General features: G+C 74.9%; 20 protein-coding genes. 10 read left to right on the top strand and 10 right to left on the bottom strand.

Annotated elements, in window-relative coordinates:
* Positions 1-109 precede the first annotated feature (109 nt).
* Both AC6CH9_RS09035 and AC6CH9_RS09030 read left to right on the top strand, forming a co-directional pair.
* A complete protein-coding gene (locus tag AC6CH9_RS09035) occupies positions 110-769 on the top strand; it encodes a response regulator transcription factor (protein ID WP_498154577.1) in 660 nt (219 codons plus the stop codon).
* A 335-nt stretch (positions 770-1,104) separates the two neighbouring features.
* Positions 1,105-2,313, top strand: a complete 1,209-nt coding sequence (locus AC6CH9_RS09030) for an acyltransferase family protein (protein ID WP_498154576.1) — start codon at positions 1,105-1,107, stop codon at positions 2,311-2,313.
* Here AC6CH9_RS09030 and AC6CH9_RS09025 read toward each other — a convergent pair.
* Positions 2,286-3,104 carry an RDD family protein gene (locus tag AC6CH9_RS09025; protein ID WP_498154575.1) on the bottom strand — a complete coding sequence of 273 codons (819 nt, stop codon included), beginning with the start codon at positions 3,102-3,104 and terminating at the stop codon, positions 2,286-2,288. The genes AC6CH9_RS09030 and AC6CH9_RS09025 overlap by 28 nt on opposite strands.
* Positions 3,105-3,242: 138 nt before the next feature.
* On the opposite strand from AC6CH9_RS09025, the gene AC6CH9_RS09020 reads away from it, so the two are divergent.
* Positions 3,243-4,232, top strand: a complete 990-nt coding sequence (locus tag AC6CH9_RS09020) for a stage II sporulation protein M (RefSeq protein WP_498154574.1) — start codon at positions 3,243-3,245, stop codon at positions 4,230-4,232.
* A gap of 54 nt (positions 4,233-4,286) precedes the next feature.
* On the opposite strand, the gene AC6CH9_RS09015 is transcribed toward AC6CH9_RS09020, so the two are convergent.
* From AC6CH9_RS09015 to AC6CH9_RS08985, 7 genes are all read right to left on the bottom strand, one after another.
* Positions 4,287-5,597, bottom strand: coding sequence for a winged helix DNA-binding domain-containing protein (locus AC6CH9_RS09015; RefSeq protein WP_498154573.1), 1,311 nt, complete (start codon positions 5,595-5,597; stop codon positions 4,287-4,289).
* A 7-nt stretch (positions 5,598-5,604) separates the two neighbouring features.
* Positions 5,605-5,727, bottom strand: coding sequence for a hypothetical protein (locus tag AC6CH9_RS09010; protein ID WP_498154572.1), 123 nt, complete (start codon positions 5,725-5,727; stop codon positions 5,605-5,607).
* A gap of 976 nt (positions 5,728-6,703) precedes the next feature.
* Complete coding sequence (locus AC6CH9_RS09005) at positions 6,704-7,996, bottom strand: DUF58 domain-containing protein (RefSeq protein ID WP_498154571.1); 1,293 nt, start codon at positions 7,994-7,996, stop codon at positions 6,704-6,706.
* 10 nt (positions 7,997-8,006) lie between these two features.
* Positions 8,007-9,095: an AAA family ATPase gene (locus tag AC6CH9_RS09000; RefSeq protein WP_498154679.1), complete on the bottom strand. Its 1,089-nt coding sequence runs from the start codon at positions 9,093-9,095 to the stop codon at positions 8,007-8,009.
* Positions 9,096-9,193: 98 nt separating this feature from the next.
* Positions 9,194-10,474, bottom strand: a complete 1,281-nt coding sequence (locus AC6CH9_RS08995) for a DUF4350 domain-containing protein (RefSeq protein ID WP_498154570.1) — start codon at positions 10,472-10,474, stop codon at positions 9,194-9,196.
* Positions 10,471-11,145, bottom strand: a complete 675-nt coding sequence (locus AC6CH9_RS08990; protein ID WP_498154569.1) for a DUF4129 domain-containing protein — start codon at positions 11,143-11,145, stop codon at positions 10,471-10,473. The genes AC6CH9_RS08995 and AC6CH9_RS08990 overlap by 4 nt, the downstream gene beginning before the upstream one ends.
* Positions 11,142-12,524 (bottom strand): glycerophosphoryl diester phosphodiesterase membrane domain-containing protein, encoded by a 1,383-nt coding sequence (locus tag AC6CH9_RS08985; protein ID WP_498154568.1) that lies wholly within the window; start codon positions 12,522-12,524, stop codon positions 11,142-11,144. Before AC6CH9_RS08985 ends, AC6CH9_RS08990 begins: the two co-directional genes overlap by 4 nt.
* Positions 12,525-12,713: 189 nt before the next feature.
* Here AC6CH9_RS08985 and mtrA point away from each other — a divergent pair, with 189 nt between their 5' ends.
* The 7 genes from mtrA to secA all read left to right on the top strand — a co-directional run bounded on the left by mtrA (position 12,714) and on the right by secA (position 23,556).
* Entirely contained in the window at positions 12,714-13,397 is a 684-nt protein-coding gene (mtrA, locus tag AC6CH9_RS08980) for an MtrAB system response regulator MtrA (RefSeq protein WP_047232133.1), read from the top strand.
* Positions 13,394-15,235 (top strand): MtrAB system histidine kinase MtrB, encoded by a 1,842-nt coding sequence (mtrB, locus tag AC6CH9_RS08975; RefSeq protein ID WP_498154567.1) that lies wholly within the window; start codon positions 13,394-13,396, stop codon positions 15,233-15,235. The genes mtrA and mtrB overlap by 4 nt, the downstream gene beginning before the upstream one ends.
* Entirely contained in the window at positions 15,232-16,962 is a 1,731-nt protein-coding gene (locus tag AC6CH9_RS08970) for an LpqB family beta-propeller domain-containing protein (RefSeq protein ID WP_498154566.1), read from the top strand. The genes mtrB and AC6CH9_RS08970 overlap by 4 nt, the downstream gene beginning before the upstream one ends.
* Positions 16,963-17,123: 161 nt before the next feature.
* Complete coding sequence (locus AC6CH9_RS08965; protein ID WP_498154565.1) at positions 17,124-17,942, top strand: ComF family protein; 819 nt, start codon at positions 17,124-17,126, stop codon at positions 17,940-17,942.
* A gap of 272 nt (positions 17,943-18,214) precedes the next feature.
* Positions 18,215-18,868 carry a ribosome hibernation-promoting factor, HPF/YfiA family gene (hpf, locus tag AC6CH9_RS08960; protein ID WP_047232136.1) on the top strand — a complete coding sequence of 218 codons (654 nt, stop codon included), beginning with the start codon at positions 18,215-18,217 and terminating at the stop codon, positions 18,866-18,868.
* Between the two features lie 139 nt (positions 18,869-19,007).
* Entirely contained in the window at positions 19,008-20,252 is a 1,245-nt protein-coding gene (locus AC6CH9_RS08955) for a winged helix-turn-helix domain-containing protein (protein WP_498154564.1), read from the top strand.
* Between the two features lie 244 nt (positions 20,253-20,496).
* Positions 20,497-23,556, top strand: coding sequence for a preprotein translocase subunit SecA (secA, locus tag AC6CH9_RS08950; protein WP_498154563.1), 3,060 nt, complete (start codon positions 20,497-20,499; stop codon positions 23,554-23,556).
* Positions 23,557-23,656: 100 nt separating this feature from the next.
* On the opposite strand, the gene AC6CH9_RS08945 is transcribed toward secA, so the two are convergent.
* Both AC6CH9_RS08945 and AC6CH9_RS08940 read right to left on the bottom strand, forming a co-directional pair.
* On the bottom strand, positions 23,657-24,235 hold the full coding sequence (locus tag AC6CH9_RS08945) for an Rv3235 family protein (protein ID WP_498154562.1): 579 nt from the start codon (positions 24,233-24,235) through the stop codon (positions 23,657-23,659).
* A 28-nt stretch (positions 24,236-24,263) separates the two neighbouring features.
* Positions 24,264-25,274 carry a LysM peptidoglycan-binding domain-containing protein gene (locus AC6CH9_RS08940; protein WP_498154561.1) on the bottom strand — a complete coding sequence of 337 codons (1,011 nt, stop codon included), beginning with the start codon at positions 25,272-25,274 and terminating at the stop codon, positions 24,264-24,266.
* Positions 25,275-25,361: the final 87 nt, after the last annotated feature.

Below are 25,361 nucleotides of genomic sequence, written 5' to 3'. Positions count from 1 at the left end.
CACGGGCGACCGTGTCCTGCCCGGGCGCGCGCACGGCGTCGGGCACGATGTCCCCGGGGCATCCCGCCTGCCGGGGCCGTCGCACGGCCCGCCCGACCGGAAGGACACCATGCGGCTCGTCATCGCCGAGGACTCCGCCATCCTGCGCGACGGGCTCGTCGCGCTCGTCACGCGCCGTGGCCACGAGGTCGTGGCCGCGGTCGCGGACGGCGACGAGCTCGTCGCGCGGGTCGCCCGGCTCGCGGCCGAGGACGCCCTGCCCGACGTCGCGGTCGTCGACATCCGGATGCCCCCGACGTTCACCGACGAGGGCCTGCGCGCGGCCCTCGCGCTGCGCGCGGCGCACCCCGGTCTGGGCGTGCTCCTGTTCTCGCAGTACGTCGAGACGCGGTTCGCGAGCGAGCTGCTCATCGGGGGAGCGCAGGGAGTCGGGTACCTGCTCAAGGACCGCGTCGCGGACGTCGGCGAGTTCGTCGACGCGCTCACGCGCATCGCGGCCGGGCAGACCGTGCTCGACCCCGAGGTCGTGAGCCAGCTCATGGGCGCCTCGCGGTCCGACGACGGGCTGGCGCGCCTCACGCCGCGCGAGACCGAGGTCTTGGAGCTCATGGCGCAGGGGCGGTCGAACTCCGCCATCGCGGAGGCGCTGTTCCTCTCCTACGGCGCGGTCGAGAAGAACGTCACGTCGATCTTCGGCAAGCTCGGCCTGCCCCAGGACGCGGGCGACCACCGCCGCGTGCTCGCCGTGCTGCGCTACCTCAAGGTCTGAGCGGGGGCGGGGGACAACCCCCGTCGGACCAGGTGGCTCGCCGCGACCGGGTCGGGGGACCATCCCGTACCGGGACGAACGGGATGTTTCGAGACTGGTGAGCACCGGGGATCCTCCCGGGCACGCCGACCTTGGAGCATCCCGTGGCCGTCCTGTCGCCGCCGCCGTCCCCGACCCGTGCGCCGTCCCGCGCGCGACCCGTCCCCGCCCGGCCGTCGCCCCCCGGCGGCGCAGGGCCCCACCGGGACCGACCGTCGTCGGGCATCGCGCGGACGCCCGGTCCGGCGCCGGTCCGCCTCAGCGCCCCGGACGATCCCCGCCGCCCGCGGCGCGACGTGTTCGTCGACGCCGTGCGGGCCCTCGCGACGCTCAGCGTCCTCACGGTGCACTGGCTCATGGCGGACGCGACGTGGGACGGCGAGCACCTGCGCATCGGCAACGCCCTCGCGCACGGCGCGGGCTGGACCGTCACCTGGGTGCTCCAGGTGCTCGCGCTCCTGTTCTTCGCCGCCGGCGCCTCGGCCGCGTACGGGCTGCGGCGCGGGCCCGACGGCGGTCGCTCGCCCGTGACGGCGGGTGCCGGGCGGGTGGTGGCCCGCCCGAGCGTCCTCGCCGACCTCGCGGCCGGGGCACGGCTCGCCGGTCGACGCGTGCCCCGGCTGCTGCGGCCCGTCGGGGTGTTCGTCGGAGCGTGGGTCGTCGCGATCGGGGTGCTGCTCGCCGTCGGGCTGCCCGGTGACGCCGTGCGCTCGCTCGCGACGCTCGCACCCCAGCTCCTCTGGTTCCTCGCGGTGTACCTCGGCCTCGTCGTGCTCACGCCGCTCCTGCGCCGCGCGCTGCGCGCCGCGGGCTGGTGGACCGTCGCCGCGCTCGTCGCCGCACCGCTCGCCGTCGAGGCGCTGCGGTTCGGCGCCGGGCTGGAGCGCCTCGCGCTCGTCGACGTCGTGCTCGTCTGGGCCGTCCCCTACGCGATCGGGCTCCTGTACGCCGACGCGCGCTCGGGGACGCGGGTCGTGCGGCGAGGACGCGTGGTGCCCGTCGCCGTCCTCCCGCGGCCGCTCGTGCTCGTCGGGACCGGGCTCGCGGCGGCGGCGCTCGCGGCCCTGCTCGTCGTCGTCGGTCCGTACCCGGTCTCGCTCATCGGCATGCCGGGGGACGCGATGTCGAACCTCGGCCCGCCGACGGCGCCGGTCGTCCTGCACGCGGTCGCGCTCGTCGCCCTCGCGCTCGCCGCTCGGGGTCCGCTCGTGAGCTGGGCGGACGGGCGCGGCTGGGCCGTCGTCGCGGGCCTCGCACGGCGGTCCATGACGGTCTACCTGTGGCACCTCACGGCGATGATCGTCGTCGTCGGGACGGTGCTCGTGGTGCTCGGCCAGCAGCTCCCGGCGCCGGGCAGCGCCGACTGGTGGGCGAGCCGCCCGATCTGGTTCGGCGCCTTCGCGCTCGTGCTCCTGGGCATCTCCGGCGCCGTCGGCCGGTTCGAGGACGCGCGTCCCGTGCGGCGCGCGACGCGGCGTCAGCGCGTGGGGTCGGGGATCGAGTAGGGAAGCCGGTGCAGCAGGTCGGCCTGCTCCCCGGCGATCACCTGCGCGCGCTGCGCCGTCGCCCAGTCCCGGTCGCGCCGCTCGGCGAGCACCGCCAGGAGGAACGTCTCCGGGTGCGTGCCGGGCGGCGGGCCGGGCGCCACGTACCGCTCGACCTGTCCCGCGAGATCCTGGCCCAGCCGGGCCCGCGACGCCGGGTGGAGCTTGTTCGCACGCGCCAGGAACTGTCGCGCGGCGAGCGCGAGGCCGTCGGGCAGGCGGCGCATGTCGGCGTGGGACGCCCACGCGGCGAGGTACGGCGGCATGACGAGCGGCGCGAGCGTCGGCCGCCCGCCCCGCACCCGGATCGCGTACGTCCCCGCCGCCATGTCGCCGAGGCGCTTGCCCTTGTCGTTCGTCAGCGACGCGACGAGCGCGACCGAGCCGAGCGTCAGCCAGATCTCGCCGATGCCGACCAGCGCGCGCAGGAACGCGTGCCGGAAGCGGACCGGGCCGCCGTCGTCGCGCACGACCCGGATGCCCAGCGCCAGCTTGCCGAGCGAGCGGCCGCGCGAGAGCGTCTCGACGGTCGTCGGGATCACGACCATGACGAGGACCGAGAACGCGATGACGATCGCCGTCGCCATGTCGAGCTCGAGCGAGCCGAGCGACCAGGCGAACGCGAAGAGCGACGCGAGGACGAGCACGAGCAGGACCAGCATGTCGAGGAAGAGCGCGAGGCCGCGCGTCGCGAACGACGCGGGCCGAGCGTCGAGGACGACGCCCTCGCCGATCAGGATGCCGTCGCGCACGTCCGCCTCGCTCTCGTCGTCACGGGTCCAGCACCCGCCGTCGTTCGGTGTACCGGTGTGGCACGCCTCGTGTGGCAGGGTATCGGTCGTGGACCTCGACGCTCTCCGTGCGGCACGCTCCCCGGTGGTGCCCGGCTGATGGACATCGACGCCTTCACCGACGTGCACCGCGCGGAGTGGGACCGCCTCGAAGCGCTCACCTCGCGGCGCGCCCTCGACGGTGCCGAGTCGGACGAGCTGGTCCGGCTGTACCAGGCCGTCGCGACGCACCTGTCGACCGTCCGGTCCGTCGCGCCGGACCCTGTGCTCATCTCGCGACTCTCGGTCCTCCTGGGCAAGGCCCGGACGCGCATCGCCGGGGCGCACGAGCCCGCCTGGCGTGACGTCGTGCGGTTCCTCACCGTGTCCCTGCCGGCGGCCCTCTACCGGATCCGGTGGTGGTCGGTCGGTGTGACGGCCGCGTGCCTCGTCGTGGCGCTCGTCGCCGGGATCTGGGTCGCGACGACCCCCGAGGGGCTCGCGTCGATGGGCACGCCGAGCTCCCAGAAGGAGTACGTGAACGACGCGTTCGCCTCGTACTACGACCCTGGCGTGGACTTCGCCGCCGTCGTGTGGACGAACAACGCGAGGATCGCGCTCATCTGCGTCGGTCTCGGGATCACGGGTGTCTTCCCCGTCTGGGTCCTCTTCCAGAACGCCCTCATGGTCGGAGCGACCGGAGGCATGATGGCCGCGCACGGCGAGCTCGGGCTGTTCCTCCAGCTCATCGCGCCGCACGGTCTGCTCGAGCTCATGTCGATCTTCGTGGCCGGCGCCGCTGGTCTCCGCATCTTCTGGGCCTGGATCGACCCGGGTCCCTTGCCACGCTCGCGCGCCCTCGCCCAGGAGGGCCGCGCGCTCGTCACGGTCGCGATCGGGCTCGTCATCGCGCTCGCGGTCTCCGGCGTCATCGAGGGCTTCGTCACGGGGTCGACCATGCCCTGGTGGCTCAAGATCGTCATCGGCGCGATCGCGCTCGCCGGGTTCTGGGTCTACACGATCGTGCTCGGCCGTCGTGCCGTGGCAGCCGGCGAGACGGGCGACCTCACGGCCGACCATGCGGGCGACGTCGCCCCGGTGGCGGCCTGACGGTTCTTCTCGCTCCCGGGCTCCGGCTCTCTGCTCGGTGCTCGTGGGGTTCGGTCAGTCGTGCACGACGACGCGCGCCCGCGCGCCGGGCCACGCGCACCGGACCCAGTCCTCGGCGCGCGCGACGACCGCGTCGCGCACGCCGGGCTCGCGGAGCCGGTCCGCGGGCGATCGGCGGTCACCGGCGTCGCTCGTCCCGTCCGCAGCCGTGCCGCGTCCGGCCACGTCACCCGCCGGGCCGCGCAGCGGGCGCACCTCGACGTGCACGACGACGTCCGCAGTCTCGTCGGGCGACGCCGCCCCGGTCGTCGCCCGCGCGGGGGCGGACGGGGTGGTCGTGGCCGTCGGGCGCGCCGTCCACGCCCCGGCCACGCGTCCGTCGACGAGCACCGTCGCCGCGACCTGGCCGTTGATGCTCACGACGTTCTTGACCGGCACGTCGCCGAGGACCCGCGTCCGGTCGTCGTGCGCGAGGACGAGGTTGTCGAAGTCGCCCGCGAGGACCGTCGGCACGGGCGCGTCGCCGGGCGGGCGGAGCGCGTCGGGGAGGTCGACGAGCTCCTTGCCGTCCGGGCCGGTGAACGTCACGAGCTCGGGACGCAGCACGTCGAACGCGGCCTTGAGCCGGGTCAGGCCCGCCCACCGCTGCGCGTCGACCACGGAGGCCGGGCCGAACGCGGCCAGGTAGCGCCGCACGAGCCCGACGCGGGTCGCGAGGACGGCGTCGGGGTCCGCGTCGTGCGCGACCGCGTCGAGGACCGGGTCGGACCGGCCCAGCCAGGCCTGCGCCGTCGTCCACGTCGTCGTGGTACCCGGCCCGCTCGCTCCCCAGAGCCCGCGCGGTGGCACCTGGACCAGAGGCAGCAGGCAGCGCGCCCCGTACGCGAGGTGCTTGGGGTCGACGTCGGGCCACCGCTCCCCGAGCCGCCTGCCGAGCTCGACCGAGGTGAGCGGCTCGTCGAGCAGGTCGCGCGCGACCCCCTCGAGGTCGTCGAGGTCCACGTCCGCGAGAGCCGCGCCGTGCTGGTTCTTCGCCCGCAGGTACGCGGCGAGCGTCGGCCGCACCAGCGCGGTGAGCCTCAGCGCGTCGTCCGCGGCGACCAGGTGCACCGTGCCCCGCAGCGCGCCCACGCGCACGACCTCGCGGTCGATGAGGAGCGAGCCCAGGTCGTCGGGCGCGAACGCAGCGAGCCGCGACCAGAGCGCCGGGTAGGGCGACGAGGGCACCTGCGACTGGAGCCCGACGAGGTGCCGTACCTCGTCCAGCACCGACGCCTCGCGCGGGGCGTCGAGGTGCTGGCGCGCGAGCAGCGCGCGGTTGAGATCGTCGTGGCTCAGCCGCGGCCCGTACCGCCCGTCGCCCATCGGCGGGTCAGGACAGCACGATCGCGAGCGCGGGGACGAGGAACGTCGCGAGGAGCGCCGCCACGACGATCATCGCGACGCGACGGTTGCGCCGTGCGCGCTGCCGGGGATCGGTCGGCTGCCAGGCCACGGGGTTCTCCTGAGGTCGGTGGAAATACCCGCACGACCCTACCTCTCGGCCCTGACACCAGCGGCCTCCTCTGCCGAGGTAGAACCGTGGTCCCGCGAGGTAGAACCGTGGTCCCGCGAGGTAGAGCCGTGGTCTGGCGAGGTAGAGCCCTGGTCGGGTCGCAGGCCCGCGTGGTCGGGTCTGCGGCGCGGGTGGCCTCGGTGCTCGGGGCTGCGGCGCCGTCGCCCTGGTCCCTCGGCCGCGGGTTCGAGGAGCGCCGCTCTGACGCCCCTTCGCATCCGAGCCCACCCCCACCGCTCGGCGATCGTCTCGCCCGGGGACGTCGATCGCCCACTCGCGACCATCGGGCTCCCCACCGAGGCGGGTACGCCCGTGTCGACTCGGCACGAGCTCGACCAGGCAGTCCTGGTGGGTCGAGCAGGCGAGGTTGGCTCGTCCCGCGCGCCAGACGCGCCCGAACCACCTGCTCGACGTGACGGCGCCGCGACCGGCGACTGTCCCGGCGCGGCGGTGCGGCGACCCGGCCGGTCGCGCGGCATGGCCGGCCGCGCGGCGCGCGCCGAGCCCCACCCCGCGGGCGGTCGCCCGAGGTGAGCAACGACCAGGGTGAGACGACGTCGGGCGGGGTGGGTGGTGGTGCCGCGTCGTGGCGGGCCTGGAACGAGGGATCGTCCGGAGTGAGCCGGCGAACGCAGGACGATCCCGACCGAGAACGCGCGAGCGACGCGAGGAACGAGCGGCGCGGATGGTCGACGCGGCACCACCACCCACCCCGACGCAACCACGCGCCGTCCAGCACGAGAACCACGGCTCTACCTCGGCAGACCAGGGCTCTACCTCGCGCGACCACGGCTCTACCTCGCGCGACCACGGCTCTACCTCGCGGAACCACGGCTCTACCTCGCGCGACCACGGCTCTACCTCGCGCGACCACGGCTCTACCTCGCGCGCTCGCCGTTCTACCTCGGCAATGGAGTCAGAGGCGGCCGGCCGCCTTGAGGGCGAGGTAGGTGTCGGCGAGGCGGGGGGCGAGGTCGTCGGGGAGGGCGTCGACGACCTCGACGCCGCGCTGGCGCAGGACGGTCGTCACGGCGGCGCGCTCGATCTCCCCACGTGCCGCGGCGGCGGCGTCGTAGACCTCGGCGGTGCCGGTGCGGTCGTCGCGCAGGGCGACCACCTCCGGGTCGCCGGCGGCCGCGAGCACGACCTGGTGCTTGGCCGTGAGCTGCCCGACGACGGGGAGCAGCCCGGTCTCGACCGCGGCGGCGTCGAGGGTGGACAGGAGCACGACGAGCGCGCGCTGGGACAGACGCTCGTGGACGGCACCGACGAGACCCGGCCAGTCGGTCTCGAGCAGCGCGGGCTCGAGGGGGGCGAGCGCGTCGGCCATGGCGGGCATGAGGCGCGGGCCGGCGGCCCCGGCGACGCGCGAGCGCACGGTGCGGTCGTACGCGACGAGCTCGACGCGGTCGCCCGCGCGCCCGGCGAGCGCGGCGAGCAGCAGCGCGGCCTCGATGCTCGCGTCGAGGCGCGGCTCGTCGCCGACGCGGGTCGCGGACGTGCGCGACGTGTCCACGACGATGAGCACGCGCCGGTCGCGCTCCGGACGCCACGTGCGCACGACCATGTCCCGACCGCGGGCGGACGCGCGCCAGTCGATCGAGCGGACGTCGTCACCGAGGACGTACTCGCGCAACGAGTCGAACTCGGTGCCCTCGCCGCGCACCTGGACCGCGGCGCGACCGTCCATCTCGCGCAGGCGCGCGAGCCGGCTCGGCAGGTGGCGGCGGGACGCGAACTCGGGGAGCACGCGCAGCCGGCCGGGCACGGTGATCGAGGCCTGGCGCGCGGCGAGGCGCAGCGGGCCGAACGAGCGGATCGTGACCCGGTCGGCGACGCGCTCCCCGCGCCGTGTCGGCACGAGGACGGTGGTGACGCGCGTCGCCTCGCCGGGCGGCAGGTCGACCGGGTGCCGGTTGACCTGGGTCCCGGCCGACGGCGGCCACGCGTCCCGGACGAGCGCGCGCAGCCGCCGCGGTGCGAGGTTGGTGAGCGTGAGGCGCGACGTCGTCGTGTCGGTGAGCCGGACGGAGCCCGGGACGCGGCGCTCGACCGCGACGCGCCGCGGGGACGCGGCGAGCGACGCGTCGAGCGCGCAGAGCGCGACGACGAGCAGCGTCCACACGAGCACCGTCCCCGGCACGGGGAACAGCAGCACGGGGACGATCCCGAGCGCCGTCAGCACGACGGCGCGCCACGTCAGGGCCACGAGCGGCGCCTCAGCGGGGGACGGGGACGGACGCGAGCACGGTGTCGAGCACGCTCTCGGCGGTCACGCCCTCGAGCTCGGCCTCGGGCCGGAGCTGCACGCGGTGGCGCAGCGTCGGGTGCGCGAGCGCCTTGACGTCGTCGGGCGTCACGTAGGAGCGACCGGACAGCCAGGCCCACGCGCGCGCCGTCGCGAGGAGCGCGGTGGCGCCGCGCGGGGAGACGCCGAGCGACAGCGAGGGGGAGTGGCGCGTCGCGCGGCACACGTCGACCGCGTAGCCGAGGACCTCGCGCGCGACCTGCACGCGCGCGACCTCGGCGCGCGCCCGGTCGAGCACGTCGCGACCGGCCACGGCACGCACTCCCGCACCCGCGAGGTCGCGGGGGTTGAACCCGGCGGCGTGCCGCGCGAGCACCTCGACCTCCTGCTCGCGCTCGGGCAGGGGCAGCACGACCTTGAGCAGGAAGCGGTCGAGCTGGGCCTCCGGCAGCGGGTACGTGCCCTCGTACTCGACGGGGTTCTGGGTCGCGATGACGAGGAACGGGTCGGGCAGCGGGCGCGGGGTCCCGTCCACCGACACCTGGCGCTCCTCCATCGCCTCGAGGAGCGAGGCCTGCGTCTTGGGGGGCGTGCGGTTGATCTCGTCCGCGAGCAGGAGGTTCGTGAAGACCGGGCCCTCCCGGAAGGAGAACTCGGCGGTCCGTGCGTCGTACACGAGCGAGCCGGTCACGTCGCCGGGCATGAGGTCGGGCGTGAACTGCACGCGCTTGGTGCCGAGGTCGAGCGACGCGGCGAGCGTGCGCACGAGCAGCGTCTTGGCGACGCCGGGCACGCCTTCCAGCAGCACGTGGCCCTTGCACAGCAGCGCGATGAGCAGGCTCGTCACGGCCCCGTCCTGCCCGACGACGGCCTTGCCGACCTCGGTGCGGACGGCGGCCAGGGCCTGGCGCAGCTCGGGCGACGGCGCGGGCGGCGCGTCGTGCACGGATGCGCCCGGCTGGCCGTAGCCGGCCGGGGGCGCGGCGGCGTAGCCCGGCGCCGGGGCGCCGGGGCCGTGCGGTCCGGGCTCGTGCCCGGGGACTCCGGCGGCCGCGCTCACGCGGTCCGCGACGCCCGGGTCCTGGGGAGCCGGCTGGTCCGGGCGCGGTGGCGGCGTGTAGCGGTCAGGCTGCGGCAGGGAGCCGTCGGGGTGGTGCGTCACGAGTGGTAGACCTCGCTCTCGATCCGGTCAAGGTGACGCGCGAGCTCGAGCAGCGCCGCGTCGTCGGCGGGTGGTGGTCCGTACAGGAGCTGGGCGACCTGCTCGGCCGGGCGGCCCGTCGCGCGGGCGACGGCGTCGACGAGGGCAGGTGCGTCGGCGGAGCGCGGGAGTCCGAGCCGGCTCGCGAGCCGGTCCGCGGCGCTCGCGCGGAGCCCGGCGGCGGCGTGCCCTCGGGCACCGGCCCGCCGGTAGAGGCGGCCGCGGCCGCGCGTGGTCTCGGCGGCACGCACGACGACCGGAAGGTCCTCGGTGACGAGCGGGCCGAGCCGCCGTCCGCGCCACAGCGCGACGACGAGCACGACGACGAGGACCTGGAGCGCGACGACGCCGAACCAGGGCGGCAGCGACAGCGCGGGGGTCTGCGCGTCCTCGCCGCCGCCGAGGGACGTGTCGAACGGGTCCGGCACGAGCCACACCAGGCGGTCGTCCGCGCCGAGCATCCACAGGGCGAGCGCGGCGTTCCCGTCCTCGGTGACCGCGTCGTTGCGCAGCACGGCCGTCGTGTCCACGGCCCGCACGGTCCGCTCGTCGGTCTCGTGCACGAGGTAGGCACCGATGGCGGGGTCGTCAGGGGAGGGGAAGCACAGGACGGCCGTCCGGTCGACGGCGAGGAAGCCGACGCCGTCCGAGCGCAGCGCGCCCGCGGCCTGCGCAGCAGGGTCGTCGCAGCGGGGGGAGCGCGCGGACGTCCCCGAGCCCCAGTCGTAGGCGAGCTCCGCGCTGCCGTCCGTCGCGGGGGAGAGCAGGAAGTCGGGCGGGGCCACGAGGACGAGATCGGTGGGCGTGCCCACGAGCGCCTCGACCTGCTCGTCGAGCAGGAAGTCGCCCTGCGCGACGAGCAGGGTGCCGCCGTCCGCGGACGCCGCGACCGCGTCAGCGACCGTGGTCACGTAGGTGACCTCGACGCCTCGGTCGCGCAGGACCTCTGCGACGGCCCGGGCGCCGGCGGGCCCGGGGTTGTCCGGGGCGAGGGGGATGGACGACGTCGTCGGCCGCGCGATCGCCGACAGGCCGGCGAGCGCGAGGAGGGCGACGACCACGGCCACCGGCCAGCGCGCGCGACGCCACCGGCTGCGGGCGCGCGAGCCCGCCGTGGTGCCGTCGCCCACGACGGGCACGTGCGCGGTCGTGACGGCCCGCGGACCGTCGGCCGTCGGCGCGCCGGTCGGGGAGACGGGCGGCGGGGTTCCCGGCGGGTGGGGCGCGGTCGTGCTCACGACTCCTCACCCCCGGGGGCGGTGGCACCCGCGGTCGCGAGCTCCGAGCGCAGCACGGGGCGCGTCGCGAGCGTGCGCTCGTCGAGCGCACGCAGGAACGCGTCCGCCTCGGGACCGACGGACACCTTGCCGTACGCGACGTCGTCGAACAGGTGCGCGCCGCGCTCGAGGCCGTCGGCGACGTCGGGTACGCGCTCGCCCGCCGCCTCGGCGGCCTCCCAGGCCGTGCGCCCGGGACGGGCGTCGAGGACGGCCCGCTCCTCGAGCGAGCGGACGACGGCGCGGAAGCGCTCGAGCGCGGCGGTCGCCCAGTCCGCGCGGGACGCCGCGGCGTCGGCCGCCGCACGCATCTCGGCGGCGGTCCGCGCGTCGTCGTCGTGCACGACGGCGGACGTCGTCGCCCGTCGCGACAGTCGCACCGGACCCGCGACCCAGTAAGCGATCCCGGCGACGACGGCGACGACCACCACGACGAGCACCGCCGTGAGCGGTCCGCCGAGGTCGAGCACGGGCGCACCGTCGAAGAGTCCCTGGAGCCACTCGAGGAAGCGCTGCAGGAGCGACGGTTCGGTGCGGTACTCCGGCTTCGCGAGCTCCTCGACGAGCCACCGGCGCGCCTCGTCGGCGTCCGGCTGCACGGGCACGTCGGCCGCGAGCGACCGCAGCGTCATGCCGGCGGCTGCGCGTTCGCCGCGGTGGCGAGCTCGACGTCCAGGCCCTCGCGCCGCATGCGCACGTCGATGTAGAGGAGCGCCACGACGCTCCCGAGGAACAGGGCGGTCGCGATCGTGGAGACGGCGACGCCCAGCGTGACGAGGACGTTCCCGGCGAAGCCCTGACCGACGCCGATGAGCACCCCGCCGATGAGGCTGAACGGCGAGACGAGGATCTGCGCGACGAAGCCCATCGCGATGTAGGCGAGCAGGAGGATGCCGAAGAGCCGCCAGTAGCTGCCGCGGGACAGCAGCCACGAGCGCTTCACCGTGGCCCAGAAGGGCTGGCCCTCGAGGGCGAGCGCGGGCGGGACGAGGACGGTCCGGATCCACAGCCACGCGCCGAGGACGGCCAGGCCGGGAAGGGCGACGATGAGGAGCGTGACCCCGAGCCAGGTCGTGACGGCGAACCCGGCGGCGACGAGCAGGACGGCGAGCACGACCAGGACGACCCAGCCGAGGCTGTACAGGAGCGAGAAACCGATGAGGAACCACGCCCGGCGCCCGACCTGCGACCAGACCTCCCCGACCGACACCTTGCGTCCGATGACCGACTGCCCGATCGACACCGTGAGGAGGCCGCTGACGATCGGGGTCGCGAGGCCGGTGGTGAGCGCCGTGCCGTAGAGGTTCGCGTACATGACCGCGAACTCGTTCTCCATGCCCCCGAGCCCGGAGTCGGAGGACATGCCCAGGAAGAAGTCCGCCACGTACCCGGAGAAGGCCCATCCGAGCAGGGCACCGAGGATCGTCGCCACGACGACCACGAGGGAGCTCATGCCGAGCATGACCCGAGGATTGTGGCGGATCGCCCCGAAGGCTCCGTCGAAGATCTCGCCGAGCGACAGCGGCCGCAGCGGGACGATCCCCGGCTTCGCGGCGGGCGGCACGTAGGGCGCGCCCGCGAACCCGGAGGGCGGGCCGTAGCCCGGGGCGCCGTACTGCTGCTGGCCGTACTGCCCCTGGCCGTACTGGCCCTGGCCGTAGCCCGGCTGGCCGTAGCCACCGGGAGCCTGCGGTGCGGACTGCCCGTACTGCGGCTGCCCGTACGACGGCTGCCCCCACCCGCCGGGTGCGGCGGGCGCGGGCGGCTGGTCCGCCGTCGGGACCTGTCCAGGTTCGTACCCGGGGGCGTACTGGCCGTACTGGGGCTGTGCCTGGGGCTGGGGCGGCTGCGGGGCGGCGCTGCCCGGCGCACCGTAGCCGGGGGCGCCGTACGCAGGGGCTCCCCAGCCTCCGGAGTCGCCGCCGGTGCCCGCGGGCGTCGTCGGGCCGGGTGCCGCCGTCGGGTCCGGCGTGGCACCGTCCGGCGTGCCGGAGGTGTCGGGTGTGCTCATGTGCTCGTGGTCCCCCGCGGTCGGCTCGGGCGTCGTTCCAGGCCGCCGGGCGAGGATCGGCAACGGCGGCGAGGCCACCCTAGTACGCGCCCCTGCCCGGCGTGCCGCGCCGCACGGTGCGGCGGGTTCACCCGCGCCGCGGCACCGGGCCCGCGCCGAGGTGAGTCGCGTCGATGGCAAGATGTCCGCATGAAGGTTCGTGTGCTCGTGGTCGACGACGACACCGCCCTGGCCGAGATGATCGGCATCGTCCTGCGCTCCGAGGGCTTCGAACCCGTGTTCTGCGCGGACGGCGACCTCGCGCTCGAGACGTTCCGCAGCACCCAGCCGGACCTCGTGCTCCTCGACCTCATGCTCCCGGGCAAGGACGGCACCGAGGTGTGCCGCCTCATCCGCGCCGAGTCGGGCGTGCCCGTCATCATGCTCACCGCGAAGAGCGACACGGTCGACGTCGTGCTCGGGCTCGAGTCGGGCGCGGACGACTACATCTCCAAGCCGTTCAAGCCCAAGGAGCTCGTCGCCCGCATCCGGGCGCGCCTGCGCCGCACGGAGGAGCCGGCCCCGGAGCACCTGTCCATCGGCGACGTCGAGATCGACGTGACGGGCCACCGCGTCTCCCGCGGGGGCGAGCAGGTCGCGCTCACGCCGCTCGAGTTCGACCTCCTCGTCGCGCTCGCGCGCAAGCCGTGGCAGGTCTTCACGCGCGAGGTCCTCCTCGAGAAGGTGTGGGGCTACCGGCACGCCGCGGACACGCGCCTCGTCAACGTCCACGTCCAGCGTCTGCGCTCGAAGATCGAGCACGACCCCGAGAACCCGGAGATCGTGCTGACCGTCCGCGGCGTCGGGTACAAGGCGGGCGCGACCCGCACGTGAGCGCGACGGCCGGCACCACCGACGGGCGCTGGCGGGGGCTCTGGCGCCGGGTCCGACGACGCGCGCGTGCCACGGTCCGCCGCGTCGTGTGGCGCTGGCGCTCGTCGATGCAGCTGCGCGTCGTGACGTCCGCGCTCGTCGTGGGGGTCCTCACGGTCGGCGCGCTCGGCGCGTACCTCACCGACGCGATGCGCGACGGGCTCTACGAGCGGCGCGCGGCCGAGGTCGACCTGGAGAGCGCGCAGTCGACGCAGCAGGCGCGCAGCACGCTCGACGCGTCGCCCGCCGCGAACGCGACGGAGGCGCAGTCGCTGCTGTTCGACCTGTTCTCGATGCTCCAGACCACGGGATCGTCACGCGACGTCTTCCTGTGGCAGGCCGGGGGGTCGAGCACCGTCGGGTTCCTCGACCTGTCGACGAACGACCAGCTCGCCGACCTCGTCACGCCCGAGATGCGCGCGGCGACGGTCGCCGCCGACGGCGAGCAATACCTCCAGTCCGTCGGGATCCCGGTCGACCCGGCGGACCCGGACTCGCCGGTCGTGCCGGGCATCGTCGTCGGCTCGACGGTCGAGGTGCCCGTCGCCGGGACGTGGGAGCTCTACTACCTCTACGACCTCCAGGAGGACCAGAAGACGCTGCGCTTCCTCCAGTCGGTCCTGCTCGTCGGCGCGCTCGTGCTGCTCGCTCTGCTCGTCGGCATCACCGCGCTCGTCACACGCCAGGCCGTTCGGCCGGTGCGGCAGGCGGCGACCGTCGCGGAGCGGCTCGCCGACGGACGCCTCGACGAACGGCTCCCGGTCAAGGGCCACGACGAGATGGCCTCGCTCGCGCACTCCTTCAACGAGATGGCGCAGAGCCTCCAGGAGCAGATCGGGCGCATGGAGGAGCTGTCGATGCTCCAGCGCCGGTTCGTCTCCGACGTCTCGCACGAGCTGCGCACGCCGCTCACGACGATCCGCATGGCGTCCGAGGTGCTGCACTCCTCGCGCGAGGATTTCGACCCCGTCTCGAAGCGCTCGACCGAGCTGCTACAGACGCAGCTCGACCGGTTCGAGGACCTCCTCGCGGACCTGCTCGAGATCAGCCGGTTCGACGCGGGGGCCGCGGTCCTCGACGCCGAGCGCCGCGACCTGCGCGACGTCGTCAACGCCGCCGTCGACCACGCCGCCCCGCTCGCCGAGCGCAAGGGCGTGTGGCTGTCGGTCCACCTCGGCGACGAGCCCGTCACGGCCGACATCGACCCGCGGCGCGTCGAGCGCATCGTGCGCAACCTGGTCGTCAACGCGATCGAGCACGCCGAGGAGCGGCCCGTGGAGATCACGGTCGAGGGCGACGGGCACGCCGTCGCGGTCGCGGTGCGCGACCACGGCGTCGGGATGACCCCGGACGAGGTCCAGCATGTGTTCGACCGCTTCTGGCGCGCGGACCCCGCCCGTGCCCGCACGACCGGCGGCACCGGCCTCGGCCTCGCGATCTCGCTCGAGGACGCCCACCTGCACGGCGGCTGGCTCGAGGCCTGGGGCCGCCCGGGGCGAGGCGCGAGCTTCCGGCTCACGCTCCCGCGGCGCGCGGGTATCCGGCTCCAGTCGTCGCCGCTGCCGCTCGTGTCGGAGGCGGCGGTCGGCCGAGGGCTCCCCGCCGAGTGGAGCGCCACGACCCCCGTCGTCGAGGACGTCGAGGGGACCGCAGGACCCGCTGACCTGCCGTCCGTCACGGGCGGGATCCCCGTCGTCCTGCCCCGCGACCCCGACGCGCACCCCGGTCGACGTGCCGAGCCCCGGGCCGAGGAGCACCCGGAGCGCCTGACCCCCGACGACGTGCAGGAGGCGCGATGACCACGACCGGGACGCTGCGGCGTCGGACCGTGCGCGCGCTCGCCGCAGGGCTCGCGGCGGCGTTCGTCGCGGCGCTCGGCGCGTGCGCCTCGATCCCGACCTCCGGGCCCGTCACCGAGGGGCAGGCCACCCCGGAGGACCCGGGCCAGCCGTTCGTCAGCGCCGCGGCCCCGCGGCTCGACGCGTCGCCGGCCCAGATCGTCCAGGGCTTCCTCGCCGCGCAGGCCCAGGGCGCCCGCAGCTCGTTCGACAAGGCCAAGGAGTTCCTCACGCCGGAGGTCCAGGAGGAGTGGTCCCCCCTCGCGCAGGTCGCGATCCTGGCGGGCGAGCCCGAGCTCGTCGTGGAGGAGTCGACGCTCGAGGACGGGACGACGACGGTCCGCACGAGTGCGGAGGTCGTCGGCACCGTGGACGAGCACGGGGTCTACACCGAGGAGGTCCCCGGGCAGACCATCGAGATCTCCTACGGGCTCGTGCGCGACGACGACGACCAGTGGCGCATCGGCACGGTCGACGACGGGCTGACGATCACCGAGACGAACTTCGCGCGGACGTACAAGCAGGTCAACCTCTACTTCCCGACCCTCGACCGCGAGTACCTCGTGCCCGACGCGCGCTGGTTCCCCAGCCGCAACTGGCAGGCGCTCGCGGTCAGGGAGACCTTGCGCGGGCCGTCGGAGTGGCTCGCAGGGTCCGTGGCGACCGTCGCCCCGGAGGGCACCGCGCTGAGCATCGACTCCGTCCCGCAGGAGGAAGGCGTCGTCACGGTGCCGCTCAACGAGCCCGTGACGGAGGCGTCGTCCGCCGACCGCGCGCTCCTGCGGGCCCAGCTCCAGGCCTCGCTCGGGGGACGGGTGGAGATCACCATCGGCGTGGGCGGTTCCGTGCTCTCGGCGGACGAGGTCCCGACGATCGGCGTCGCCACGACTCCCGACGACCCCGTCGTCCTGGCCGGCGACCAGATCATGAGGCTCCAGGGCCGCACGACCGAGCCGGTCGCGTCCGCCGCGCCGCTCTCCGGCCTCCAGCCCACGGCCCTCGCGTTCCGGGGGCGCTCCTCCGACGCCGCGTTCGTCGTCCGCGACGGGGGGAGCCGCATCGTCACGGCGCCCACCGCGGAGGCCGGGCCGATCACGCTCCTCACCGGGTCGAACCTCCTTGCGCCGTCGATCGACCGTTACCAGTACCTGTGGAGCGGTCCGCAGGTCCAGGCAGGGTCCTTGCAGGTCGTGAACCTCCGGGAGGCGGGTAAGGACGACGCCGTGACCCCTGTCGCGGCGGCCTGGCTCGAGGGGCGCACGATCATGTCGGTGCGGATCGCTCCCGACGGCGCGCGGGTCGCCGTCGTGAGCGACGCGGGGAGCGGCGCGCAGATCCACGTCGCCGGCATCGTCCGCGACGAGGCAGGTCGTCCCACCCAGCTCTCCGAGCCGGTCCGGGTGGGCCAGCCCGTGCTGGCGGCCACCCAGGTCACGTGGGTCGACCGCGCGCTCCTGGGCGTCCTCGGCAGGACGGCGGGGACGGCCGAGCCCGTGGTGCAGCGCGTCCCCGTCGGCGGGCCCACGGTGCCCTCGTCGCCGGTCGAGGACGCGGTGTCGCTCGCGTCGGCGACGGGCGTCTCGACGACTCTCGTCGGGACGAGCGACAGCAGCCTCTACGCCGCGGGCACCTCGACGCTCTGGACCAGGGTCGCGACCGAGGTGCGCCTGCCCACCTTCCCGGGCTGACCACGGAGGCGACGTCGCGCCGTCCTGGGGGCGGCCAGTCGCGCGTGCGGGGTGGACCACAGGACCGGCGACCGGGTCGGGGACGCGCCCGCGCGGCGCCGTCGTCCACAGGTCTCGCGACGTGCCCCGCACGCGAAGCCCTGAGCGGGCAGGCTGGTCCGGTGCTCCTGCGTGCCCTCGACGACGTCACGCGCCTCGTGCTGCCGGTCGCCTGCCCGGGCTGCGACCGCCCCGACGTCCGCTGGTGCGCCGACTGCCTCGCGCCCCTGGACGCCCCGCTGCGGCGCCGGGAGCAGGCGGCCCCACGTCTCGACCGGCTCGACGGCGTCGCGCCCCTGCCGGTGTGGGCGCCCGCGCACTACGCGGGGCCGGTACGGGGTGTGGTCGTCGCGTGGAAGGACCGCGGTCGGGCCGACCTCGACCGCCCGCTCGCCGTCGTCGCACGTCGCGCGGGCACCGCGCTGGCCGGGCTCCTCGGCACGGGCGTGCGACCCGTCGCGACGCCGCTGACGCGAGCGCGTCCCGGAGTGCCGCCCCGGGCGGTCCTGGTCGTTCCCGCGCCGACGTCCGCCGCGGCGCGGCGCGCCCGCGGCCGCGACCCCGTCGTCGTGCTCGCGCGCGGTGTCGCGGCGGGCCTGAGCGCCTCGGGGGCACCGGCGCGGGTCGCGTCCCTTCTCGTCCAGCGCGGGCGTGCGCGCGACCAGGTCGGGCTGGGCTCCCGGGCGCGCGGCGCACGCCTCGGCGCCGTCGGGGTCGCGACCGGGCCGGTGACGCGTCGTCGGGTGCACGAGGCCGTGCGCGACCGGCTCCCGTGCCTCCTCGTCGACGACGTCCTCACCACCGGAGCGACCCTCGCCGCCAGCGAGGCCGCCCTCGCGCGCGTCGGCCTGCCCGTGCTGGGGGCCGTCGTCCTCGCGGCGACCCCCGCGCCCTCGCAGCGTCGCGAGGCCGTCCGCGGGGCCGTTTCAGAGGCGCCGTGACGCACCGTCCGACGGCCGGGCCGAAGGTCCTCCGGTTCACCTCCCGTTGGTGCTGCCGACACCCCGGAGCGCGGGTTACTCTGAGGGCCAGTCGCCGCGGACGACGGAGGTGCAGGGCACGTCCGGCGCCGCGCGAGCGTACCGAGCGCGCGGCCTCGCGCCGCAAGGAGGTGGTAGCCCACCGCACCCGGAACGGGTGCCCCTACCGAATCCGAACGAGGCGCTCGGACGCACCGAGCCGGGCGCCGCACAAGATCCTCGCGGAGGCTCACATGGAGATCGTCGTCGTCGGCAGGCACACGGAAGTGGCAGACCGCTTCCGCCGGCACGTGGAGGACAAGCTCGCCAAGGTCCAGCAGCTCGCGCCCACGGCGCAGCGCGTGGACGTCGAGGTCACCCACGAGAACAACCCGAGGCTCTCCGGGGTCCGCGAACGCGTCGAGCTGACCGTGCGCGCCAAGGGGCCCGTCGTCCGTGCCGAAGCAGCGGCCGACGACCGGTTCGGCGCCCTCGACCTCGCGATGGACAAGCTCGCCGAGCGCCTGCGCCGTGCCCGCGACCGTCGCAAGGACCACCGCAACCACACCGTCGTGCCGCCCGTCGACGTGCGTCCCTACGACCCGGCCACGCACGCCGCACCCCCGCCGCCGGCGCCGACCGCGCCCAGCGAGCCCGGGGAGGCCGTCGAGACCACCCTCGGCGACTCGCCCGTCGTCATCCGGCAGAAGCTGCACTCCGCGGAACCCATGACCGTGGACGACGCGCTGTACGAGATGGAGATGGTCGGCCACGACTTCTTCCTCTTCGTCGACGTCGAGACCTCGCGCCCGTCCGTCGCCTACCGGCGCCGCGGCTGGACCTACGGTGTCGTCGCCCTCGACACGTCCTGCGACTGCGCCGACGCCGCGGTCGAGAAGACCGCCTGACCCGCACCGACGCGCCCGGCCCCTCCTCGGGTCCGGGCGCGTCGTGCTGTCCGGACCCTGCCGACTCGGCACGGGCGGGCGTGTGGGTGGGACGGGGCAGGATCGGAGGGTGGTCGTCACGCCGTCGAGGTCCGAGTCGATGTCCCTCTCCCAGGCGCGCCGTGTCGCGCTCGCGGCGCAGGGGCTGCACCGCCCGCGCCCCTACGACGGCGGGGGCGCCGGGGCTGCCGGGCGGGCGCCGACGATGCGGCAGGTCCAGGGGGTGATCGACCGCCTCGGGCTGCTCCAGATCGACTCGGTGAACGTGCTCGCGCGGGCGCACCTCATGCCGCTGTACGCGCGGCTCGGCCCGTACGACACGACGCTGCTCGACCGCGCTGCGGGCCGGGCGCCGCGCCGGCTCGTGGAGACGTGGGCCCACGTCGCCTCGTACGTGCCGCCGAGCACGTGGCCGCTGCTCGAGTGGCGTCGCCGTCGGTACCGGACCGAGGCGTGGGGGACCATCAGCGCCGTCGAGATGAGCCACTCGGAGGCGGTCGAGGACGTGCGGCGCCTCGTCACCGAGCGGGGCCCCATCACGGCGAGCGAGGTGCACGAGATCCTGGAGGCGGAGGGTCGGGCGCACCCGCGGGACCGGTCCCAGTGGGGCTGGAACTGGACCGTCGCCAAGCGCGCGCTCGAGTTCCTGTTCTTCACGGGGGAGATCACGTCCGCGCGCCGCAACGGCGCGTTCGAGCGCTGCTACGACCTCACCGAACGCGTGCTGCCGCCGGAGGTCCTCGCGGCGCCGCCCGTCGCGGACGCCGACGCCGTCCGTGCTCTCCTCGAGATCGGCGCGCGGGCGCACGGGGTCGGGACGCTGCGCTGCTTCAAGGACTACTTCCGGCTCCGCGGCCCTGCGGTGCGCACGGCGTTCGACGAGCTCGTCGAGGCCGGCACCTTGCGGCCGGTGACGGTGCGCGGCTGGGACGAACCCACCTACCTGCACGCCGACGCCGCGCTCCCGCGTCGTGCGACGGCGACGACGCTGCTCAACCCGTTCGACCCGCTCGTGTTCGAGCGCACGCGGCTCGAGCGGCTGTTCGACGTGCACTACCGGATCGAGATCTACGTGCCGGCACCGAAGCGTGTGCACGGCTACTACGTCCTGCCGTTCTTGGAGGGTGAGCAGCTCACGGCACGGGTCGATCTCAAGGCCGACCGGCGGGCGGGCGTGCTGCGGGTGCTCTCGGCGCACCGCGAGCAGGCGGCGGGGGAGCAGACGGCGGCGCGGCTCGCGGCAGAGCTCCGGGTGCTGGGCGGGTGGCTCGGCGTGCCCGACGTCGAGGTCGAGCCCTCGGGCGACCTGGCCCCGGCCCTGGCCGCCGAGGTGGCGGCCGTCTGACGGAGCGCCCCTCCCCGGCGGTGGGCGCGACCGCCGGAGAGCTCACCGTCGTCGTACCCTGGCGCGGGGTCTCGCCGGCGAGGTTCGTCGTCGGCGAAACCCGGGCGGGTCCGACGTCGCTCCGACTCGCCTACGATGTTGTGTGACGTTGCCGACGTCCGCTGCCGTGCGCGCCCGCGCGGGAGAGCGTCGGCGCTGCTCCCGGACCACCCGGCCCGGGCACCGATCGATACGGGAGTCCTGCGTGCCTTCGATCCTCGACAAGGTCCTTCGCATCGGCGAGGGCCGGATCCTCAAGAAGCTGTCCGGCATCGCCGACCAGGTCAACAAGCTCGAGCCGGGCTTCGAGGATCTCACCGACGAGGAGCTGCGCGAGGAGACCGACCGCTTCAAGGCGCGCCTCGAGGCGGGCGAGACCCTCGACGACCTGCTCCCCGAGGCGTTCGCCGCGGTGCGCGAGGCGTCCCGCCGCACGCTCGGCCAGCGGCACTTCGACGTCCAGCTCATGGGCGGGGCGGCGCTGCACCTCGGCAACATCGCCGAGATGAAGACCGGTGAGGGCAAGACGCTCGTCGCGACCACGGCCGCGTACCTCAACGCGCTCGAGGGCAAGGGCGTGCACGTCGTCACGGTCAACGACTACCTGGCGAAGTACCAGAGCGAGCTCATGGGCCGCGTCTACCGCTTCCTCGGCCTGACGACCGGCGTCATCCTGTCCGGCCAGACGCCCGCGCAGCGCCGCCAGGAGTACGCCGCGGACATCACGTACGGGACGAACAACGAGTTCGGCTTCGACTACCTGCGCGACAACATGGCGTGGTCCACGGACGACCTCGTGCAGCGCGGCCACCACTTCGCGATCGTCGACGAGGTCGACTCGATCCTCATCGACGAGGCGCGGACGCCGCTCATCATCTCGGGCCCCGCGTCGGGCGACACGAACCGTTGGTTCGGCGAGTTCGCGAAGGTCGTACGGCGACTGAACCCGGGCTCCGACTACGAGGTCGACGAGAAGAAGCGCACCGTCGGCGTGCTCGAGCCGGGCATCGAGAAGGTCGAGGACTACCTCGGCATCGACAACCTCTACGAGTCGCTGAACACGCCGCTCATCGGGTTCCTCAACAACGCCATCAAGGCGAAGGAGCTCTTCAAGCGAGACAAGGACTACGTCGTGCTCAACGGCGAGGTCATGATCGTCGACGAGCACACGGGGCGCATCCTGCCCGGCCGTCGGTACAACGAGGGCATGCACCAGGCCATCGAGGCCAAGGAGGGCGTGCAGATCAAGGCGGAGAACCAGACCCTCGCCACGATCACGCTCCAGAACTACTTCCGCCTGTACTCCAAGCTCTCGGGCATGACCGGTACCGCGGACACCGAGGCCGCCGAGTTCCAGGGCACCTACAAGCTCGGGGTGGTGCCGATCCCGACGAACCGGCCGATGCAGCGCGTCGACCAGCCCGACCTCGTGTACAAGAACGAGGAGGGCAAGTTCGACGCCGTGGTCGCGGACATCGTCGAGCGCCACGCGCAGGGCCAGCCGGTGCTCGTCGGCACGACGAGCGTCGAGAAGTCCGAGCTGCTGTCGTCCAAGCTCAAGAAGCAGGGCGTGCCGCACGAGGTCCTCAACGCGAAGCAGCACGAGCGCGAGGCCTCGATCGTGGCGCTGGCGGGCCGCAAGGGCGCCGTCACCGTCGCCACGAACATGGCCGGCCGCGGTACCGACATCATGCTCGGCGGCAACGCCGAGTTCATGGCGGTCGCGGACCTCGCGGCGCGCGGCCTCGACGCCGCGGAGAACCCGGAGGAGTACGAGGCCGCCTGGCCCGACGCGCTCGAGAAGGCGAAGGCTGCGGTCGCGGCGGAGCACGACGAGGTCCGCGAGCTCGGCGGCCTCTACGTGCTCGGCACCGAGCGCCACGAGTCGCGCCGCATCGACAACCAGCTCCGTGGTCGTTCCGGTCGTCAGGGCGACCCGGGCGAGTCGCGGTTCTACCTGTCGATGCAGGACGACCTCATGCGCCTGTTCAACTCGACCCTCGCCGAGTCGATGATGAACCGCGCCGGGTTCCCCGACGACGTCCCGCTCGAGTCGAAGATGGTCACGCGCGGCATCGCGAGCGCGCAGGGTCAGGTCGAGTCGCGCAACTTCGAGATCCGCAAGAACGTCCTGAAGTACGACGACGTCCTGTCGCGCCAGCGCACCGTCATCTACGACGAGCGCCGCCGCGTGCTCGAGGGCGAGGACCTGCAGGAGCAGGTGCAGCACTTCCTCACCGACGTCGTCACCGCGTACGTCGAGGGCGCCACGGCCGAGGGGAACCCGGAGAGCTGGGACCTCGAAGGGCTGTGGACCGCGCTCAAGGCGGTGTTCCCCGTCTCCATCACGGTGGACGAGGTCGTGGAGCAGGCCGGCGGCGAGACGCGACTCACGAGCGAGATGCTGCTCGAGGAGATCCTCTCCGACGCCCGCATCGCCTACCAGAACCGCGAGGAGCAGCTCGGCGCGGCGAACATGCGCCAGCTCGAGCGACGCGTGACGCTCTCGGTCCTGGACCGCAAGTGGCGCGAGCACCTCTACGAGATGGACTACCTCAAGGAGGGCATCGGCCTGCGCGCGATGGCGCAGCGCGACCCGCTCGTCGAGTACCAGCGCGAGGGCTTCCAGCTCTTCCAGGCGATGACCGAGGCCATCAAGGAGGAGACGGTCGGGTACCTCTTCAACCTCGAGGTCAAGGTCGCCGAGCCGGGTGCGGCACCAGGCCAGGCGCCGGCGATCTCGGTCGCGGCCGCGGCCCAGGCCGCGCAGTCGGCGGCCGGCCAGGCACTCGGCGGGGCCGCGGGCGCGGCCTCGGCCGGTGCCGCCGCAGGTCTCGCGGCGGCGGCCCAGCAGGCCGCCGCCCAGGCGCAGGGCGCCGCCGTGGCGGACGCTCCCGTCGAGGACGCCCCGGCGACGGCCGACGCCCCGGTCGAGGACGCGCCGGTCGAGCCGGAGCCCGCTCCGGTCACGGCCCCGGCGGCGTTCGGCGGGCCGAGCGGTGACCGTCCCGGCACGCTCATCGCCAAGGGCCTCGACGGCCCCGACCGGCAGGTCCCGCTGTCCTACAGCGCGCCGAGCGAGGACGGCACCGGTCAGGCCGTCGTCTCGGGCGACGCGAGCCGGCGCTCGCGCCGGGCGCTGCACGGCGAGGCGAGCGCGGTCGAGAGCGACGGTCGCACGTTCCCCGGCACTCCGCGCAACGCGCAGTGCCCGTGCGGCTCGGGCAAGAAGTACAAGGTCTGCCACGGCCAGAACGAGGAGTGATCCTCGTCCTGTCCGGCGTGTGCCGTGACAGGACCGACGACGGCGGGGCGTGCCACCAGCGGGTGGCGCGCCCCGCCGTCGTGGGTGGGGGCAGGACCGGTCACCCGATCTCGAGCGCGACCACGCGCCACGTGCCGCGGCGCGCCTCGAGCCGTGCCGCGGCGGCCCGCACGCGGGCACCGTCCTCGACCACGACCGTGCCCTCCGCGACGCCGTCGCCGATCCGCAGCACACGGGCGCGGCGCACGGTGACCGGCCGGGTCGTCGTCGGGCGCGGGCCGTCGGCGACGAGCCGCGACCGCCGGGCGAGCGTCTCGTAGATCTCGGGCGACACCCACCGCGCGAGCTGGCCCACGGTGCGTTCGCCGCGGAGGACCTCGACGGCAGCCCGCACGACGGCGCAGCACAGCGCCGTCGGGTCCGGCAGCGGGAGCGGTGCCGTCGGGGGCGCGAGGGGCCGTCCGCGCACGACGTGCTGCGGTGCCCGCGCGGCCGTGACCTCGGTCAGGTCCATCGTCGGGACGGGACGCTCGCCGACGCAGCGCAGCAGGCGAGCGGGCGGCTCGGCGGGCGCGCTCGTGGAGCGGGCGGGCGGCGCGGGGGCGGTCCGACGGCGTGTCGGCGCGACGACGTCGGCCGTGGCCAGAGCGTCGGCGGCGGTCAGCAGGGGAGCGGTCATGGTGGGGATCCTTCGCGGCGGGCGGTCGTCAGGAGGTCGGTGCGACGAGCACCTGGCCCGGGCGGACGAGGTCGGGGTCGTCGCCGACGACCCCGACGTTCGCGGCGTACCAGCGCTGCACCGCGTCGGCCACCTGCGCGTCCGACGCGCCGTCGGGCAGGTGGCGTGCGGCGATGGACCAGAGCGAGTCGCCGCGCACGACGACGACCTCGCGCGGCCCGTCCGCGGCGACGTCCCGCGTCACCGTGAGCGCGGCGTCGCGCTGATCGGTCGGGGCCTTCCGGGCCCCCGACGCACGTGCGGGAGCCGACGGACCAGTCGACGGCGGCGAGGCTGCGGGCGCCGTCGCGTGCGCATCCGCCTCCGCCGGTGCCGGGGCCGGAGCCGACGGCTTGCTCGGAGCGCCCGGGGTGCCCGACGGCATCGACGGCGCGGCCGGTGCGGAGGACACGCCGTCGGTCGGCCCCGGGGCCGGGGCGGTGGCCGCCGGCGCAGGCGGGTCGGAGGTCGTCGCCGGGGCCGCCGGAGGTTGCGGAGGCGCGGGTGACGCGACGTCCGTCGGGAGGGCACCGGGCTGCGCCGGCCCGGCCGGCGCGGGCGTCGAGGTCTGCCACCCCAGGTCGACCGCCACGACGTCGGGTTCGGTGTCTGGGTCGGTGGCGGCCTGTGCGGTCCCTCCGGCGAGGACGAGGCCCGCACCGATGGTCAGCCCCACGCCCGCCCGCGCGGCCCGGCGGACGATGGCGGGAGCCGCACGCAGGAGGAGCCGTTCCCCGGCTCCCCACGAGCGGCCCACGGCGTGCGCGCCGACGCACCCCAGGCCGAGGAGGGCGCTGGCGGCCACCCACGTGGCCGCCACGGCCCCGAGCGCGACGGCGAGAAGCTCGACGTAGGGCTCGGGACGGGCAGCGGGGAGGACCCCCACGAGGTGCTCGGCGCGCAGCGCGAGCGCCGTCACGGCGCCGCCCATGACGAGGAAGAGCGCGAGGAGGACGGCGACGCCTCCGGCTCGTGCGGGTACGGCGGTACGACGGTCCATCGGTCCCCCTGCGGTGCCGTCTCTGGAGGACGGCACTGGATGTCATTTGATCGTGTTTGGTCCTGGTGGATCGATCTAAGCGTGGCC

Source organism: Cellulosimicrobium sp. GQ32, assembly GCF_059758455.1.
The sequence above is the reverse complement of the archived record's forward strand: the minus strand, read 5'-3'. Positions and strand labels throughout refer to the sequence as shown.

Excerpts from the sequence above, each read along its gene's own strand:
- AC6CH9_RS09035 (WP_498154577.1), top strand. The coding sequence starts at position 110 with ATGCGGCTCGTCATCGCCGAGGACTCCGCCATCCTGCGCGACGGGCTC.
- AC6CH9_RS09020 (WP_498154574.1), top strand. The coding sequence starts at position 3,243 with ATGGACATCGACGCCTTCACCGACGTGCACCGCGCGGAGTGGGACCGC.
- AC6CH9_RS09015 (WP_498154573.1), bottom strand. The coding sequence starts at position 5,597 with ATGGGCGACGGGCGGTACGGGCCGCGGCTGAGCCACGACGATCTCAAC.
- AC6CH9_RS08990 (WP_498154569.1), bottom strand. The coding sequence starts at position 11,145 with ATGACGCTGCGGTCGCTCGCGGCCGACGTGCCCGTGCAGCCGGACGCC.
- AC6CH9_RS08985 (WP_498154568.1), bottom strand. The coding sequence starts at position 12,524 with ATGAGCACACCCGACACCTCCGGCACGCCGGACGGTGCCACGCCGGAC.
- mtrA (WP_047232133.1), top strand. The coding sequence starts at position 12,714 with ATGAAGGTTCGTGTGCTCGTGGTCGACGACGACACCGCCCTGGCCGAG.
- AC6CH9_RS08970 (WP_498154566.1), top strand. The coding sequence starts at position 15,232 with ATGACCACGACCGGGACGCTGCGGCGTCGGACCGTGCGCGCGCTCGCC.
- hpf (WP_047232136.1), top strand. The coding sequence starts at position 18,215 with ATGGAGATCGTCGTCGTCGGCAGGCACACGGAAGTGGCAGACCGCTTC.
- AC6CH9_RS08955 (WP_498154564.1), top strand. The coding sequence starts at position 19,008 with ATGTCCCTCTCCCAGGCGCGCCGTGTCGCGCTCGCGGCGCAGGGGCTG.
- AC6CH9_RS08945 (WP_498154562.1), bottom strand. The coding sequence starts at position 24,235 with ATGACCGCTCCCCTGCTGACCGCCGCCGACGCTCTGGCCACGGCCGAC.
- AC6CH9_RS08940 (WP_498154561.1), bottom strand. The coding sequence starts at position 25,274 with ATGGACCGTCGTACCGCCGTACCCGCACGAGCCGGAGGCGTCGCCGTC.